General features: G+C 42.4%; 10 protein-coding genes. 1 reads left to right on the forward strand and 9 read right to left on the reverse strand.

The window, feature by feature from the left end:
• The first annotated feature begins 217 nt into the window (after positions 1-217).
• Positions 218-2,938, forward strand: coding sequence for a DUF5695 domain-containing protein (locus ACFSR5_RS15405; RefSeq protein ID WP_380905352.1), 2,721 nt, complete (start codon positions 218-220; stop codon positions 2,936-2,938).
• A gap of 873 nt (positions 2,939-3,811) precedes the next feature.
• Here the strand turns inward: ACFSR5_RS15405 and ACFSR5_RS15410 are convergent.
• From ACFSR5_RS15410 to ACFSR5_RS15450, 9 genes are all read right to left on the reverse strand, one after another.
• Positions 3,812-5,296 (reverse strand): SusD/RagB family nutrient-binding outer membrane lipoprotein, encoded by a 1,485-nt coding sequence (locus tag ACFSR5_RS15410; protein ID WP_380905353.1) that lies wholly within the window; start codon positions 5,294-5,296, stop codon positions 3,812-3,814.
• A gap of 16 nt (positions 5,297-5,312) precedes the next feature.
• Positions 5,313-8,546: a SusC/RagA family TonB-linked outer membrane protein gene (locus ACFSR5_RS15415; protein WP_380905354.1), complete on the reverse strand. Its 3,234-nt coding sequence runs from the start codon at positions 8,544-8,546 to the stop codon at positions 5,313-5,315.
• A 286-nt stretch (positions 8,547-8,832) separates the two neighbouring features.
• Positions 8,833-9,819 carry a hypothetical protein gene (locus tag ACFSR5_RS15420; RefSeq protein ID WP_380905355.1) on the reverse strand — a complete coding sequence of 329 codons (987 nt, stop codon included), beginning with the start codon at positions 9,817-9,819 and terminating at the stop codon, positions 8,833-8,835.
• Positions 9,820-9,839: 20 nt separating this feature from the next.
• Positions 9,840-10,517, reverse strand: coding sequence for a hypothetical protein (locus tag ACFSR5_RS15425; RefSeq protein WP_380905356.1), 678 nt, complete (start codon positions 10,515-10,517; stop codon positions 9,840-9,842).
• 37 nt (positions 10,518-10,554) lie between these two features.
• Complete coding sequence (locus ACFSR5_RS15430) at positions 10,555-12,204, reverse strand: RagB/SusD family nutrient uptake outer membrane protein (protein ID WP_380905357.1); 1,650 nt, start codon at positions 12,202-12,204, stop codon at positions 10,555-10,557.
• An 8-nt stretch (positions 12,205-12,212) separates the two neighbouring features.
• Positions 12,213-15,365 (reverse strand): SusC/RagA family TonB-linked outer membrane protein, encoded by a 3,153-nt coding sequence (locus tag ACFSR5_RS15435; RefSeq protein WP_380905358.1) that lies wholly within the window; start codon positions 15,363-15,365, stop codon positions 12,213-12,215.
• Between the two features lie 443 nt (positions 15,366-15,808).
• Positions 15,809-16,276, reverse strand: coding sequence for a hypothetical protein (locus ACFSR5_RS15440; protein WP_380905359.1), 468 nt, complete (start codon positions 16,274-16,276; stop codon positions 15,809-15,811).
• Between the two features lie 139 nt (positions 16,277-16,415).
• Positions 16,416-17,285 (reverse strand): DUF808 domain-containing protein, encoded by an 870-nt coding sequence (locus ACFSR5_RS15445; protein WP_380905360.1) that lies wholly within the window; start codon positions 17,283-17,285, stop codon positions 16,416-16,418.
• A gap of 588 nt (positions 17,286-17,873) precedes the next feature.
• Positions 17,874-18,629 (reverse strand): SDR family oxidoreductase, encoded by a 756-nt coding sequence (locus ACFSR5_RS15450; RefSeq protein WP_380905361.1) that lies wholly within the window; start codon positions 18,627-18,629, stop codon positions 17,874-17,876.
• Positions 18,630-18,663: the final 34 nt, after the last annotated feature.

Here is an 18,663-nt window from a genome sequence, read left to right on the forward strand (position 1 = left end):
TGGTTAATATTCAATAAGATTTTTTGCAGACTACCTAGTCCGCTAATATCGTTCTGTAAAATGTACCATTGTGCTTTATAAGGTTAAATTTTGCATAGGTCAGGCCAATATTCGAACAAAAAAAAAGAAAAGGACTGGCTAGATTTGTAACAATTAAACCTAAAAAGCTTTTTTAACAGGTAAATATATCGGAATAACTTTTAAGACAACGACAAAAATGAATGTATCCTTTGCTTTAAAACTTTTCATTACCTCATTGCTGGCAAACGTAACAGTTGTCCCGACGCTGAATGCACAAAACCCCTTTTGGGAAAAAATAAAGAACCGGCCGTCTACTTTACATGTTGACCGAGGAAGTGATAGCTTTCACGTATCTAAGTTACGACTGACCGTATTAAAATCTTCCCAAACAGCCGCTTCGCTTAAACTAACGGACGATTTGCTCTTTGACTACACGCCTGACGAACTGTTAAACAAGCGTGACAAAGATAAATTTTACCATCTTGGCGACATTAACCTCTCGATCCGGACGGTTGGCTCCTCCAAGTGGAACGAATATTCGTCGGCCGCGGCACGCCGACCAGTTACACCAATAAAAACAAAAGGAAAAACGCTTGCCGCTGCTGATATCAGTCCAACACTGGATAATATTCCCCTTCAGGTCTTTCGGTACTGGGAAGATGTAGAGGGATCACTCACCTTACGTTTTACTATTAAAAATCCGACTAAAGAAACCTACGAAATCGGCGCTTTAGGAATTCCCATGATTTTCAATAATAATATGGATTGGAAAAGTCTAGACAGCGCTCACGCTGACAATGTATTTTTCGATCCATATATCGGAAAAGATGCCGGTTATTTACAGGTTAACCGTTTGCATGGTAAAGGTCCTAGCCTCCTTGTATTACCGCAGGAAAATGCTGCATTTGAAGCTTACAATCCGTTGAATAATGACCCGACACCACGCAGCATCACCTTTGAAGGATTTCACGAGTGGGTCATTCACAGCAAAGCGTATGCAGACACTAAATGGAAAGGTGTAGAACAATGGAACTCGCCAACCTCAACCCTTTTAAAAGGCGGTGAATCAAAAAGCTTCGCGATCCGCTTTGTCCTCTCCCCGAGCATCAAACAAGTTGAAGACGAACTGATTCGTCAGCAACGACCTGTAGCAATTGGGGCGCCCGGTTACTTGGTGCCCTTGGATAATCCAGCGAAGTTGTTCTTAAAATATCCTAAAAATATAAAGAGCATACAAGTTTTTCCGACAGGCTCATTAACCGTCGAGCCACTGAAAAAAACACAGAAAAAATGGATGAGCTACTCGGTTACAGGTCTTAAATGGGGGCGTTCCAGACTAGAAATCACGTATGAAGATGGACTGATACAGACTATTCAATACAAAATAATTAAACCTGAACAACAAGTTGTAAAGGACCTAGGACACTTTCTGACAACAGCGCAGTGGTACGAAAATCCAAACGATCCCTTCGGTCGTTCACCGTCCGTTATCACATACGATTACGAGACGAAGACACCTGTCACCCAGCATCAAAACGCGTGGTTCGCGGGCTTAAGTGACGAAGCGGGAGCTGCAAGTTGGCTTGCTGCAATTATGAAACAATTGCTTGTGCCAGATCCGGAAGAAATTGAGAAACTCAAACGGTTCGCAAATGAAACACTTTTTGGCAGAATACAGCATAAAGATGGTAAGGATAAATTTGGTGTTGTTAAGAGCCTCTTTTACTATGAGCCAGATTCCATGCCCAAAGGTACATATAGCGATTCAATCAATTATAAAACTTGGGCAGCTTGGCCAAAGAAAGAAGCCGATAATATTGGCCGTTCGTACAATTACCCCCATGTTGCTGCCGCACACTGGGTGTTGTATCGTCTATCAAGGAATTATAACCAGCTGGTTTCGGAAGAATCTTGGCAAACATACTTAGACCGAGCTTACCAAACGGCCATAGCAATGGTTGACAAAGCACCACATTACGCACAGTTTGGACAGATGGAGGGAAGTGTTTTCCTTCTCATATTAAAAGATCTCCAGCGGGAAGGGCTAACGGAGGCTGCTTCCAAATTGGAGCAAGCGATGAAAGCACGTGCACTGCACTGGAAAACATTAAACTACCCTTTTGGAAGCGAAATGCCGTGGGATTCTACAGGTCAGGAAGAAGTGTATGTTTGGTCTCGCTATTTTGGATTCGACGAAAAAGCGCAAGTAACATTAAACGCCATTTTAGCTTACGCACCAACGGTTCCGCACTGGGGCTATAATGGCAGTGCGAGGCGTTATTGGGATTTCGTGTATGGAGGCAAACTAGCCCGTATTGAACGACAGCTACACCACTATGGTTCTGCACTTAATGCAATTCCACTCCTGAGTGAATATCGAGATAATCCTGACGATTTTTACCTTTTGCGTGTCGGCCATGCCGGTATGATGGGAGCCCTCGCTAATGTTACTCAAGACGGATTTGCGCCAGGTGCTTTTCACTCTTATCCATCAACTCTTGCGAACGACGGTATATCCGGAGACTATGGTAGTGGATTCTACGGTTACGCGGTGAATTCCGGCTCGTACATTATCCAACATCCTGAGTTCGGCTGGCTCGCTTTTAGCGGTCGTTTACGTGAAGATCAAACGAAAATCCATGTGGATCTGACTACAGCCGGCAGATCTCGGCTATTCCTTGCAGCAGAGAAACTATGGCTCACGACGGATGCAGGCGAAATGGAATCCATAACCTATGATACGGCATCCAAAGAGATTGTAATCCAATTCACCAAAGCATCCTTCGTCCCCAATGTCTTATTGAACATACAGACCACAACAGGTTATAAATTAAGAGGCACCCGGCAAGATGCACAAGGTAGGTACGTGATACCCGAGGACGTAAAAAAGGTTACGCTCGTTCCTGCGAAAATATAAGATACGATATTGTTTAGTTAATTATTGAAGAGTGCCGTCTCCCCGATGTGCGCTCTTCTTTTTGGAAAACTGTCCCGTCTGGTTTTGATTTCCTTTTTGTAAAAATAAGCGTAGGTTAATATTATTTGACCCGGGAATTACATAGATTTTGGATGGTCAAAGCTTCACTATTTACATATACTGGTAAGCACATTGGATAGCCTTCAGTTCTTGAAGTCTTACCATTGAATCTAAGATTGATCTAAACCATTTGCGTTCAGCAATGTGGAGCGCAGTTAAGATAGTTTCTTCGAAGGATTTTTAAACTTACCTGAGCGGCTTCAGTTATATGGCGGCTCTCAAAAGAAAGACAATAACCAATTGCATATTAAAGTATTAAGGCCTTGATGAACCTGTCCTGGAGAGGAGACAAACGGTATTTCTGCGAACATTCTTAAATGCGTAAAATCAAACAATATTTCTACTGTGCCGGTTTCGATCAACATGCAGGTTTAGTGATCATGTTTGTGGGGATCAAGAGCTTTTATCATACCTGGCGTTAAGCCATCTTACTTCCCAACAGCGATCCCACTTCTGTAATACATTCTTGTTCGATCTGATAGAATCGTATTTAACATAGTAACTCATTTGCACATCTAATCTAACTTTTCTTCAGTTATTTATTCCGGAAATCGCTATTAGTATTATTGTTTCCTACCATTCTGCAACACATTTTATATCACCGATCATAAATAGGGCTTATGAGTTTTTATAGTCATAAGCCCTGTACTTCGATATTTTTATGATATCATACGATAATCTAAAACTCCATCAATTTTTCTTAGTTGCCCCTTAGCACACTAGGAAAGACGGATAATGGTTTAGATTTTTACTCTAATAAACTCCAGTACGCTGATCCCACCACATTTGGGTTCCCCACACATAATCTTCTACACCTGTTAATGCCTGATTCACATTATCTACATTATACAGATATTCATTATTTGGATACGGCAACCGGAACGGTTGATCGTTGTGGGCATCTCCATAAATGGAATTGAGTGACGGATAATTTGTCGATGGAATACCTGTTCTGCGGTATAAATTCCACGCTTCAAAATTTTCTTTAAATAAGGCCACCCACATATCCCACCAAATACGTTCTTTTGTGTTATCCCACTCGCCTTTGCCGGCTAAGTAAGCATCTACTGCCGCAGTTCCGATTTGATTATCCTCCATTGATAAGCGAACCGCTTTCTCATATGCGTCTTCAGCACTCATCCCAACATTATAACCGAGCATAGCCGCTTCTGCCAGGATGTAGAACGTCTCGCAAGATTTGTAAAAAGGTGTGAAACCAACAGGATCTTTCATATACTTATCGCCGATAAACGAAATACTTGCTAGATTCGATGGTGCCGAAGCCGCTCCATTTTGGTAACCACGATACTCGCCATCATTCGCTTTATTGGCAACCTTGGCAAGGCGCGGATCTTCCATGCTCTTTAGGTGATCGATAAAAATATCGGACATACCGAAATTGTCCACCCGTTTTCCTACATACCCATTATTGTACCAAGGTTCGAAATATGGTGCTGCTCCGGGGTAGGTTAAGTAACAATTTTCTGCATTAGACTCCAGAACAGGATATTTGGCAGGATTTCCAGTAATTTCCTCAATCGTCGACTTCGCTAAATCAGAAGCAACGCCCGAAATACGGATAGCAAGTCGTAATCGTAGCGAATTACAGAATTTCTGCCACTTCACCATGTCGCCCGCGTAAATAAAATCCCCCTCTCCAACATCATCGTTTCCAAACCCAGATGCCATTTCATCAGCTAATGATTTAAGGTTAGCAAGGATCGCAGGATAAATATCCTCTTGCTTATCGTACTTCGCTTTTAATATGCTTCCTTCATCTACAGATCCTTTCAACGCCTCTGTATACGGAACATCTCGCCAACCATCCGTTAGGTAAGACCACATGTAATTCTGCCAGATTCGTCCTACCATCCGTACATTAGCATATGCCTCGGCCCGACTTTCGGTTGTTTCTAACATATCCTTGATCTGTGTATTATTGTAATAACATGCAGCCCAACGGTTACCGTAAGTATTATTCGTTGGCACTAGCCCTCCCATATAATCTAAATATTGTATTTTAACGATATATCCTGCAAACGTTCCATAACCATCGACATCACCTCCGAATGACTCACCGGTATTACGTAAAACGTTAGCCAACATATTGGTTGGCGGCACAGCCACCAACGCATCAGGATCGGAATTAATTTCCTCAAAAGAGCGATCGCAGCCCAGCATACTCAAACTTGTCAACAATCCCGTGCATATTGTTATTTTTAAAAATTTACTTTTCATAATTGCGTGCTAAATATTAAAATGTGATACCTAGTTTCAATCCAAAGCTACGTGCTGTGGGAACGGATGCTTGCTCAAATCCTACGCCTCGGCTATCACTGGACACCCCACCGGTTTCAGGATCCAGGCGCATGGTATTTGATTTATGAGTCCATAACAGGGCCAAATTCGAACCAATCAACGAGATATTCGCGCGGCTAACCCCTTTTACGCGTTGTAGATACTTTGAGGGAACATTATAAGTTAAATAAGCTTCACGAAGCTTTAAGAACGAACCATCAAATACATACATCTGAGAAATTCCACCTTGTTCGTACCACGTTTGCGCATCCGTCTCGATTGTATTTTCCACCCAGTTGCCTTCAGCATCCTGCATCGCAAAACGTTCGTCTGACATAACGTCCTTTCCAGCAACAATAGCGCGTTCCCGAATACCATTTTCTGCTGTAATCTCTGCAACACCAGCTACATAGCTATGATTCATGGTCTGTGACCAAATATCACCACCAACGCGCAAATCCAATAAAAATCCAAAGGAGAAGTCGTTGTAACGAAAATCGTTACGCCAGCTCGCTAAAAAATCCGGCGTTACATTTCCTATAGTTTGCGCATTCTTGTTGACAACCAACCCGGTAGCATTTACTTTAATAGCACCGGCCATCGGCCCTTCTTCTACTCGGTCATATCCCCCGCCCACTAACGCACCCCACGGTTCACCGACCTTTGCCTGGTTCGCGATTCCCCAAGTCCAACCAAGTTGATAAATATTTAAACCTAACTCCGGATACAATTCGATGATCTTACTCCTATCCTTTGCATAGTTCAGCATGCTAGACCAGTTGAAGCCATTTTCCTTTTTGATAATATCACCTCTCAACTGGAGTTCCACCCCCTTATTTTCCAATTTCCCCGCATTTAGTAGCATCGAGCTGAATCCGACGACATTAGAAGTTGTTACATTCATTATCTGGTTAAATGTATTCTTGTAATAATAAACCAAATCTGCATGTACTCGATCATTAAACAGGCTAATTTCGGTACCAATTTCCCAAGTTCTGATCGTTTCTGGTGCAAGCCCTTCATTCGGATAGGTCATCGTCTTGTACATCTGAGCGACGCCATTAAACGATTGATTTTGGGCATAGTAATACGGTCTATTCCGAAAAGCAGTAGTTGCATTTCCTATTTCTGCCCAGGTACCGCGTAGTTTCCAAAAACTCAAAACATCGCCTTTTAGATTTTCAAAGGTTGTCGTTGGTAACCAGCTAACACTCGTCGATGGGTAAAAGAAGTCATCTTTTATCGTCGAGCTCCAATCGTTTCTTAAACTCACGTCGACATAGACCTGGTCTTTCCATCCTACCGATGCGGATCCATACACGGAGTTCGATCGAATGTGACTGTGATCCATTTCCGCTATCGCGTCCCCGGACTTGTTAGAGATCGTATAAGTTCCCAACACGGTGAGCGCATCTGCTCCTAACACAGAGTTATCCCACTGCACATCTCTATAGTTTACTCCTGCTAACGCAGTCACGTTGAACTCTCCAACCTGCTTATTAAAGCTGGCGATTAAGTCAAGATTCAATTCGGTATTATCTGTTTTGCGATCTCGAAATCCCCCTGAAGGAAATGCGCTATTAAAATAATTACGTTCAAAAGCTTTTGAAGCGTAGTAGTCCATCCCGGCTCGTCCTTCTATTTTTAGGAACGTAAATGGTTGATAGTATATAGAGCTTTTTCCAAAAAAGCGATCTCGTTTGTAACTATTGGTATTTTCGTACACATTAAAATAAGGATTGACGTGGTAATTCGTGTTCCAATTGTAAAGAGTGTAATCCCCTCGCTCATCCCTTTGATCCCAATTTGATTTTAGACTAGCTAGATTAACCTGACGGCCAAACCAAATAAAACCGTTCATTGGGTTATTGCCGTCATATCCTTGGTTAAGAATATTATCGCTCTCCGTCCGCGTATAATTCGTAGTAATATCATAGGAGAATTTATCGGAAATGGTCATCTGGTTATTTACCTGTACTCCATACCGTTTTTGATCGGTATTGGGAACAGTCCCTGCCTGATCGCGGAACGACAGTGAGGCACGGGTACTGGAACGTTCAGACTGCGCTGTCATCGAAATATTGTGATTCATCGATCTACCTAATTGAAAGAAATCACGTACATTATCAGGGTGCGAAATCCAATCGGTTGCTTGTCTTGTACCGTTGACCAGAGGACTATCAAATTGAGGTAATTTCAACCCTACATCCAGTCTTGGTCCCCAAGACTCATCGTAACCATCGTAAACTCCACCGCCGCTCCCCGTTCCATCTACATAGGCGAAAGCATTTTCCTGGGCATATTGTTGATAACTAATTCCATTTCCCAATGTGTTAAAATGATACTCATCTCCATTGTATCCTTGTCCATACAAGTTTTGATACCTCGGCAAAGTTGACACCTGATCTATTGTAAGGTTTCCATCATAGGCGAATTTAACACCTTTCGCGCCTTTCTTTCCTGATTTCGTGGTGATTAAGATGACACCATTTCCCGCACGCATACCATATAGAGCCGCTGACCCACCTTTTAACACAGTCATCGATTCGATATCCTCCGGATTAATATCATTTAATCCGGAGCCATAGTCCACACCACTATAGGTATTGTCTCCGGATCGTTGCGTATCGTTCGATATCGGGATTCCGTCCACAACAATCAACGGCTGCTGATCTGCACTCAATGATGAATTCCCGCGAAGGGAAATACGGGATGAAGCTCCTACCGTTCCTCCGAACTGATTCACCTGCACACCGGCCACTTTACCAGAAAGCGATCCTGTTACACTAATTTGTCCAGCTTTGGTTAATTCCTCCGCCTTCAACTCTTGCACTGTATATCCTAACGATTTTTTTTCGCGAGAGATACCCAAAGCCGTCACCACGACCTCATCCAGATTTTCACTATCCGCATTTAGCACAATTTCCAATGAAGTCTGCGAAGAAAGGCTTACCTGTTTTCTATCATATCCAATTGCAGACACTGTGAGTGGTCCAGCCTGCTGATATGTAATCGAAAACTCACCATTTGCGCCGGTTTGGGTGGCTGTCCCGTCTTTCAGAGTAATGGTCACACCAGCAATTGGTGCTCCTTTGTCATCTACTACTCGACCTTTTAGTTGTGTTTGGGCGAACAACGTTGTCGAGAAGAAAAGACTTGCTGCTAAAAAAGCAATTTTTCTTTTGTTCATGTAGTTTAGTTGTTTAGTTAGTCAATCAACATTTCGTAAAAACTAATCTCGGAAGTTTCACCCCCAATTTTTAACCGAATATTACCTTTAACCAACCATATTTTAACAACAAACCATTTTTTCGGAAAATAGTGGATGCTAAAACAACTAAAATTAAAATAAGAACAAAATGCACAGCAGGAATGCGAGCGTACACCGTACTATCTCAAATAGCGCAACGAATAACTTGCGCAAAAAAAAAAAAAAAACGGAGCCTTTCGCTCCGTTTTCTTATACGATACAGATTTCAATTTTCTACTCGGGTTACCGTAGGCAACCTCACCGTTACTACATATGTTCCCTCCATAAGTACGCGAAACCCGAATACTGGATTAACATTTAGCGCAGCGCTATAGTTATCGACTCGGGCATATCGACTCGGGATGCGATAGTAGATCAGATACCCCCAATCAGTAACGCCATCGTTATAGTTAGTTAAAGGAAAAGGAGCTACCTCAAAGTCACAAACCAGCGCGGTATCCGTCTCCACAACAGGGTTGAATTTCACATGGCTTTCAAATGTCGGGCGATCTCCCCGTCGGATCACTTCACCAGCCGAAGGATCAAATGGATTTCCATTTTTATCAACGATTTTCAAAATGACCCGAGCTCCTTCCGCTGAAATGCGGTCGCAGGTAACTTGCGGCGCACTAGTCGTAAAAAAGGTCTCCGAAGCGTCTGAACCGGTCGCCGCTTGATAGGTTACCTGAAAGTAGTCCTGCAACGACGGGTCCACAATTTTCACTTCACCAAAGTTTGGAAACAACTTGGTTCCACGTACATTAGACATCTCCACGTCGAATACGTAATCCCCCAGAGGAAGGTTCGCCGAAGAACGGTTAAATACCAGCTGTCCGCTAACCTCATTAAAAACAAATGGAGGCGTACGCACAACCTCCCGTTTAGCGTTCAACAATTCGACGGTAGTATCTTTTGTTGCATCGAAGACCTGTCCGCTTTTAAACATCAATACTTCATAGGAATTAAAGAATGCTTCGGGTGCAGGTTCACCCGTAGCCTTGTCCCGCAGGTTCAATAGCTTGAACTGATAAGGAGGTGTTGACCCGTCAGCATTAATCTTTTCCGATGCCACATAAATGCCCCCGCGTGGAACAATGATGGTACCGTTGACATATCTGGGCTGGTCACTTAAAAATCCCTTATCAATCTTTTCGCAAGCCGCAAAACATAACAATGTCATGCTCAACACGGCCAAATATCTTCTGGTTTTCATATCTATCTATACTAAAATCATCAATTACTAGCTACAGGTTCCCGATTGAACATCAAGCGATGTCCGTCGCTTAAAACATGAAGGACACCTGTTGTGGTTATAATTCCTGAGGTTTGGCAGTCGTAGGAAAAATCCTGCTCGCTCGGTGGGATTACTTGACCTTGAGGGGCGTCCGTATCTAAGCTTCCTTTGACCCAAGTGAAATTCAAATAATCAACATAGTCAAGATAGTCATTATATCCCACCAAACGCCTGAGTTTAGCGGCGAACCTTACATCGGCTATCGGGCCAAATTTATTGGTGACGTATTGAACTTCTGTTTGCAGGTTTTCGCGAACAATTTTACCGTCAAACAGATATATTTTCAGTGAATCTAACTGAGATACCGGAATATCCTTAATACCGAAATCAATATTTTCATTGCCCACTTCGATAATTTTTTTCTGTTTCTTCGCAGACACATAAGGCGCTACGCTGTAATCCGTCGAGGCAAAAAAAGTAGTATTCGGTGCATTGACCAAATCTTTTAATCCTGCTCTATCAATAATTGCCACTAGAGAATCAAACTTGCCGTGCGATTTTAAGAAATCATATGTTGTCATATCAACATACGGATTTGCTTGCCCCCCGTCATTCAGATAATCATCACTTTCACAGGATGTCCAGCAGACCACTAAAAGCGCTAAGACTATACCCATTATATTATATCTTTTCATTGTTATGCTATTTATTTTGTTAAACCTTACCCACCCAATAACTGGTTTGGGCTAAAAAAGAATTATTCTTGAACAACAGAGGAGAAACAGGCCAATAGAAACCTCCCTGCATAAAACGTTGCGGCGAAAGCCAAGGAATAAATTCGGCGTACTGCCTGGTGCGGATGAGATCGTAATAGATATGTCCTTCCAAGAACAATTCTTTACCACGCTCCAGTGCGTATTGATAAAACACTTCCTCCTTAGTGGCGCCACCAGAAATCAACGACGATGAGCCGTTACGTGTTCGGAAACCATTGATAATGCTAATAGCTTTGGTTATATTCCCTTTGTATAAGGCGATTTCAGCTTCCAAAAGCAGCATATCGCTATACCGGAAAATTAGTGTATTATTACTGATGAAAGCACTGCTTTGCGTGCGATAATTGACATTGCTATATTTGATGCATGTCGGTTGGCTCAGACTGATGTCAGTAAAGTTCTTTCTCAATCGAACATCCATATTGTCGATAAGCATATCTTCTGTTACGACACGACCATTACTTCCATCTTCGTCATAAATTGTCTCGCCAACAGCTGCAACATGCTCTTTCCATTCCCATTGGTTCGAACTATTCAAGACCCATCCCCATCCTATCACTTGTCTACTAAAATGAGTGGTCAGGTAATTTTTAGGAACAAAAAATCGAGAGTACGTTGGGTTATAGTATGATATCTGCGCCTGGCGTAGAAAAAAAGTAGCAATATGGGCCGAGGATCCTTCCAGATTTTGCTCGCTTGCGGCCAGTTCAAAGATACCTTCCCGAGATTTACCGATAAATGTACTGTAGTAATTTGAAGTGTCCACTTGCGCATACCCTCCGAACGATTTTAGCGCGGCAATTGTGGTATCAGCACTATGGACATCGCTAGCAATTGGTGTCGTTGTAGAAAGATCTGTGGTCGTTGCACGCCAGAGATAAAGATGGGCCAATAAAGCATAGACAGATCCCTTATTCGCTGTTACTTTAGCCGCATCTTGATTTCTATATCCCCAGTCCAGCAACTCCGCCGCCTGATGGCAATCCTTTTCAACCTGTGCAAGTATTTCAGCCTTCGGTACACGTCCCACCTGCTCTTCAGCAATAGGATCGCTCGATGTAGTCAAGACGAGCGGCACATCCCCCCACACACGGGTCAACATAAAATAAGTCAATGCGCGGATAAAATACGCTTGTCCGATAGCTTCGTTTTTAAATCGACTAGGATTGCTTTCGTTTACAAATAGCGCATCATCCATAGCTGCAACCTTTTCAATAATCAGGTTACTCATAATAATGGTTTTGTAATACCTCGTCCAATCTCCGTATGATTCGATCGTATACCGCCATGTAAAATCGCCTGTTTGAACTCCCTCCAATCCATCTCCCGAGTACTGAATCGTAAAGTAGGTAGATGGAACACCATCGCTGTACAGATAGTGCCTAGGAACATTCTCGAAATTACCACTGCTCAATGCATTTCGCAGCAAGGCATAATTACCGGCCAACGCACTATTTACATCGGCTTCCGATTGCCAAAATTCTCCAACATAAGTTGAATTTCTTGGCACTTCTTCCAAAAAATCTTTACAGGAATAAACCGTTCCTAGAAAGATGCCGACGAGTATGTATATATTTATCTTTTTCATAATAATTATTATAAAGTAATTTCCAGTCCTAGTGTGAATTTTCGAGGCATAGGATATCCGAATCCACTATATTCCCCATATTGATTTACAACTTCCGGATCCGGGAGCTTTTTCGACGCTTTCCAGGTCAATAAGTTATCGACAATACCATAAATCCGTAATCGGTTAAGACCAATACGCTTAACTAGGTTTTTATTAAAGTCATAAGAACCAATAACATTCTTTAATCGTACATAACTCCCGTCTTCCAGAAAGAACGTTTGTGCAGACGTGTAATAATACCGGTAGGTACCCATATCCAGTTTTGCATATTCGGCTATGTCCCCATCTTGTCTCCAGATATTATATTCACGCAAATCAGGATACGCCTTGGCAGCAAACTCAGAATTATTAAACACTGTTGCAAAAGCATCTGCTTCATATAAGTTCAGTACATCTCGATCTAACGTAAAATTTATAAAAAAGGAAAAGGTGAAATTCTTGTAGGAAAACTGATTATTCCATCCACCTGTCCATTTTGGATTAGGATCTCCGATAGGCATTTTGTCTGAATTGATCCCATCGCGATAAGAATCCAAAAAATAATCTCCGTCCAGATCTTTTAAGTGAAACATGCCAGCTCCATAAGGTCCCCCATTGCCATAAAGAGCTCCAGAATAGGGATTGATAGGAACATCATTGATTGTGGAATATACGCCTAAGGTTTGGAAAAGGTAAAAAGCATTGATCGGGCTGCCGATCGAAAGAATGTGTGAGGCATCAAAGCGATCTCCGTTCATGACCAAATCTCTACCGCCGTTGGGTAAACTCATAATTTGGTTTCGGTTGTACGCAATATTAAAATTAGACCGCCAATTGATGACGCTTTCCCGCGACAGGGGATTCGCTCCTACGACAAGTTCTACTCCCGAGTTGCGTACGCCTACAGAATTGGTCATCGCGTAATCGTACCCGGTATTAACGGGCAGCTGAACCGAAAAAAGTTGGTTTTTGGTCTCCTTATTGTAGACGTCGGCTGCGATACTATATTTACCTCCAAACAACTCAATGTCTGTACCGATATTCCAGCTATTACCTCGCTCCCACGTAAGTCCATCCTGCGCGACGCCATTTCTAAAATTCGGGGTTACGGCGATGACTCCGTTGTAGGACGGGGCACCATCGTTTCCGGCATATCCTCCAGCGTTTACGTTGTATGTGCTATACGGCAAATAGTTATCTCGCGGTAAATTTCCCGTTGTACCATAACTTGCCCGTAGCTTAAGTAAGGTGAACGTACCGTTATCTTTAAGAAAATCTTCTTCGGAAAGTAACCAAGCAGCAGACGCTGAAGGAAACCATCCAAAACGACTATCTTTACCAAATCGCGACGAACCATCGGTACGTATACTTCCCGATAAAACATACCGATCATCGAAATCGTAACTTAAACGGGAATAATAGGACAATAGTCCCCAAGCCTGGTAATCAGAATAAGCGCCGATATAGTCCTGCAAAAATCCCTGCACCACCTTGATTTGATCCGAGCTCCCAAAATACCCATCCGCAGATGTTACCTGGTACTTATCATGCTCGATATCCTGTCCGACCAATAGCGTAAGGGAGTGCTTTCCAAATGTATCCGTATAGTTTAGGTAATTGGATGTTCGCCAATTCTGTTGGTCGGAGGTCCACGAGCTTGCCGAATTTCCTAAATTCCCGTTCAAGAAACTTGGCCGACTAAAATCACGGCGACCGGTATTGTATTGAAATGCTGTTTGCGAGGTCAGTGTTAGCTCGGGCAGCAAGTGTATATTCAGGTTCAAATTCAGGCTTAATTGATTGGTTACATTTTTGTCCAAATCGCCGTCATAGGTTCCTAGATAATAGCTCCGCCTTTGCTCCGATAAGTTATATAGAGAAGACGGCATATTGCCTGCTCCCCACGGAAAAGGATTTGTTGCACTTCCATTCCCTCTTGGCCGGTCGATAAATGTATACGCTACAATCGGATTGATGGTCAATTTATCTTTCAATGCTTGGGTAGAGAGATTTAAGCGTGTTGCGAACCGCTTGAATCCGGTTTGTTTGATGATACCTTCTTCGTCGTAATAATTCCCACTAAAACGATACGTTGAACTTCCACCGCCACCGCTTACACTCAAGTCTGCATTATTAACTAATCCCCGTTGATAAAACATATCTTGAAAGTTGGTATTACCGTTAAAGGCTGGATTAAGGCTGTCGGTCAACATGTAAGGTAAATTGGCTTGCTGAGCATAGGTGAGTTGATTGGCAATAACCCCCATTTTTTGTCCTCTTTCGGCACTTCCCAAAGCCATGGGCCGTAATTCTGGACGTAACGTCACACCAGAATACCCATTGATCATAACTACGGGTTCGCGAATTACACCTTTTTTAGTCGTAATGAGAATAACTCCGTTGGCTGCCCGGGAACCATAAATAGCGGCGGCTGAAGCATCACGCAACACAGATACCGATTCAATATCGTTGGGATTGAGTCCAGCTAAAAAATTTGTTCCCGTTCCGGTATTTAAATTAGCGTATTGCTCCGTGGGTTGCGGAACGCCATCGATGACATATAAGGGGCTACTTAATATTTGGGCTTCGTCATATGTATTACTTAGACCCGTCGATCCTCTGACATAAACCGTTCCCATACTTCCGGGAGAGCCACTTACATTTTGTACATTGACTCCCGGAAGACGCCCCTGCAAAATTGTTTCAAAACTTGCAGCAGGAATATTCTCCAAATCTTTGCCTGATATCGTCGATACGGCAGCCGTATTCTTTTTTCGAGTAACCGTCTGGTATCCAATAACAACAGCTTCATCCAAACTGCTTTCATCTTCTATCAGAATGATCGTAAGTGGACTAGCAGAGATTGGTTTTTCCTGCAATCTGTAACCTACAGAACTAATGACTAGTATACCCTGCGCATTGCGAAGAGAAATACTGAATTTTCCCTGTTCGTCGGTCTGACTCGTAACTCCGCTACTTTTTTCCTTAACAGTAACCCCAGCGATAGCCTCACCTTGTTCGTTGGTAACAGTACCGGTAACGGTTGTAGACTGCGAGAAAACAGTACCAAAAGTAAAGCACGCTAGCAGACAAGAAAGAATAAAAGACAGCAGAGTTTTAGGTGGTCTTTTGATTTTCATAATGTTCTTAATCAAGTTAGTAAATATTCAAGTTAAATAGATTAATAATTAAGAAACAACCACACCACAAAGTAGCACGCCTTGATCGCCATTCATTTTGATAGCGCTAACGCAATCTATTAACAAAACCGGCTTTTACATTACTCCGGCTAAAAGGTGGTTAGTAGTTATCCGAAGTGAAGGATGGTATTGATAACCCAGCCTTTACACGTTATCCCAAAGATACAGGTGGGATACACATGAAGAGCACAACATTTTAACCAGTTACAGCTGAAAATTAACTCCATTTTGTTCAGTAAGAAAAAGTCGAAGGGGCACGTATTATTTTTTGAAAAAATAAAAGGTTTTAGCATCCCAGTTACAAAGCATCCAAGGCGTAGAATTTGACTTCTTTCACGATCATGGAAAAAATAACTGGAAATTTTAATTTACTTTTTGAATCCTTATTGCGTTTTAAGAATTTGGGTTATCTCCGCGATCTGGATATTTTTAATTGCCGCACTATACTCGAAGCGATCAAATCCCTCCGCCGTGTCCAATTCCCCCGTCAACGTAATCAACGCCTTATCTTTCTGCAAGAGAAATTGGTGCAATTGCAAGTCCGAAGCCTCTATGTGTATCCAAATTGGTTTGTAGCCTGTATAGTCCGTAAGGGGATAGACGGCCGCCTCGTCGTATTCGTAGGTCAGACGACCCCTGATCTTTATTTGTTTACCATGTTGATCCCCCGATATGGTATTGATTTCATCAAAATAAACGTGTTCGGCCTGATTATCCACTTTATTCTGACTGATCCAGCGATCGTACTGCGCATCAAAACGGTGTTCTTGACACGCTACTAATATAACCGAGCAGACAAAAAGAGCCGCGTGATAAAATTGCTTTGCATTTGGCCAACATCTCATAACCATGTATCGGTATTAAATAGGTATGCACGACACATCCCATTCAAAAATAGAAAATACAGGCTAAGCCGAGATTAAGGGAACTTTATATTATTGTTAGGTCGCTCTCAGGATTTATCCCGCCATATGTGCAAATACAAGAAACTTATCGACGAACAACAAGTCCGTATATTTTCTTGACTGCGGTCACCACCGCCACCACGACAATCCCCGCAAGCAAACCAAAAGCCAGCTCTTTGACAAAAGATGGTATCGTAGGAAAAATATGATGCAAATAATCGATGTTGTGCGCAAATATACCTCCGGATACAAGCAGTAAAGCAACGGTTCCGATAACCGCCAAAGCCTTAATGATAACAGGTAACGACCTGACCAAGGAATGTCCAAATTTTGAAACTATGCCTTTATCACCAGAACGTTTTATCAGCCGATAACCGGCGTCATCCATACGAACAATTAATGCAACAATACCATAGACACCGATGGTTGCAAGTAGTGCAACCACAGAAACGGTGATAATCTGAATGGTCAGCGAACGATCTAGAACCGTTCCCAATGCTATAATTACAATCTCCACGGACAAGATAAAGTCGGTCGTTACAGCCGATTTTATTTTTGCTTTTTCCGCTGCGCTATCATTTTCTTTATTTTCCTCGATGACCTCATGCCCTTTTTTGTGGCGATGAAAAAAGTACTCGATAATCTTTTCCACACCTTCGTAGGCCAAGTAAAAACCTCCTAACACCAAGATGACCTTGATCGCAACCGGGAAAAACACATTCAGCAATAACGCTATCGGCACGATAATAAGCTTATTAATGAAAGATCCCTTGGTGATTGCCCATAAAACGGGGAGCTCCCTGGAAGCCAAAAAACCAGTAGCTTTCTCCGCATTAACCGCTAGATCATCTCCTAGGATCCCTGCGGTTTTCTGTGTAGCTATCTTACTGGTCACGGCCACATCATCCATTAACGCAGCTATATCATCCAAAATTGCAAAAATACCCGATGCCATATACAGTGAATTATCTGCTATAAAAATATAAATTAAATCGGATATTCCACATCAAGACACCATGAGGTTAAAATTCTTTGCGGTTGATCGTTTTGGGACAGAGTAGATGAACACATATTTTCAGAAGTGAAAATGAAGAAAAATCAGTATACATAGCCTACGGGGTATCCGCTCCGATTGATCTGGTTTGGAGAATATTGACAGGTGTTGAAGTGATGGCACCTCCAAGGATTTGCAGTTACCATAACACAATGGATTTGCGGGGAAATGTTCAGTGGAGGTTCATCTTACACAACCCAGATGGAAAAAAACTATGCTAATTGATGTATTTTTAGGCGATCATTCCCCAGAAAAGATTGGTGTTGAACATTTCAATCCGCACTTCATAGCAGCGGTTATCTTTTGATTTTTCTGATGAGACAACATTTATTCAATGGACATTAAACTTCGATACCTCCGCCATCCTGGACATCATAGTACATACACATCAAGCAGAAAAAGGACAGCGCGAAAACGTTGAGAAGCTCGAAAAATACGTAGATAGCCTGGCTTGAATGTTATTCGAGCCAGGCCACCAAGGTACAAAAACTACCGCGTGGTATAACCGCCATTTGCGAATATTGTCTGTCCGGTTATCCACCATCCATCGGTCACAAGGAATTCAACGAGCGGCGCTATATCTGTAATATCGGTCAACCCTCCCAAAGCCGAAGCCGACCGGTGATAGGCTACTGCATCGTCCGTTTCCTGACCATAAAAAAACGGGGTATCCATCGGACCCGGCGCCACAGCACTAACAGAAATTCCTCTTACTCCGAACTCTTTGGATGCCATTCTTGTAAAATGTTCCACGGGAGCCTTAGCACCTGCATATGTTGAATATAAACCGGTATAAGCCGCCAACAACGAAGTCACGATCGTGCATATTTTTCCGCTATCGTTCAACACTCTTCCTGCTTCCTGGATAAAGAAATAAGCTACTTTGGAATTAATAGCAAACATCTTGTCGTATTCCTCTTCCGTCGTATTCAAAAACGGCTTTTTTAAAACCATACCGACCGTGTTTATCCCGATATCGATTCCTCCAAAATGTTCGACGCCAGCAGCAAACAATCGCTGTATGTTCTCTACTTTTGTCAAGTCAGCCTGAAAAAGGATAGCTTCCCCTCCAACGCCATGGATAGCAGCTAGGGTGTTTTCTGCAGCCTCCTTCGTGTGCTCACTATTGTAATGTATCACAACTTTCGCTCCTTTCGCTGCCAAATCCAGACTCAATAATCCGCCCAGATTCTTTGCTCCACCGGCAATAAGTACTACTTTACCTTTCAAATCATTTCTTGCCATAAAAATCTATTTTTGATTAAAAAAAAATATCAAG

The sequence above is a fragment of the Sphingobacterium suaedae genome, from assembly GCF_042684625.1.
Taxonomy (GTDB): Bacteria; Bacteroidota; Bacteroidia; order Sphingobacteriales; family Sphingobacteriaceae; genus Sphingobacterium; species Sphingobacterium suaedae.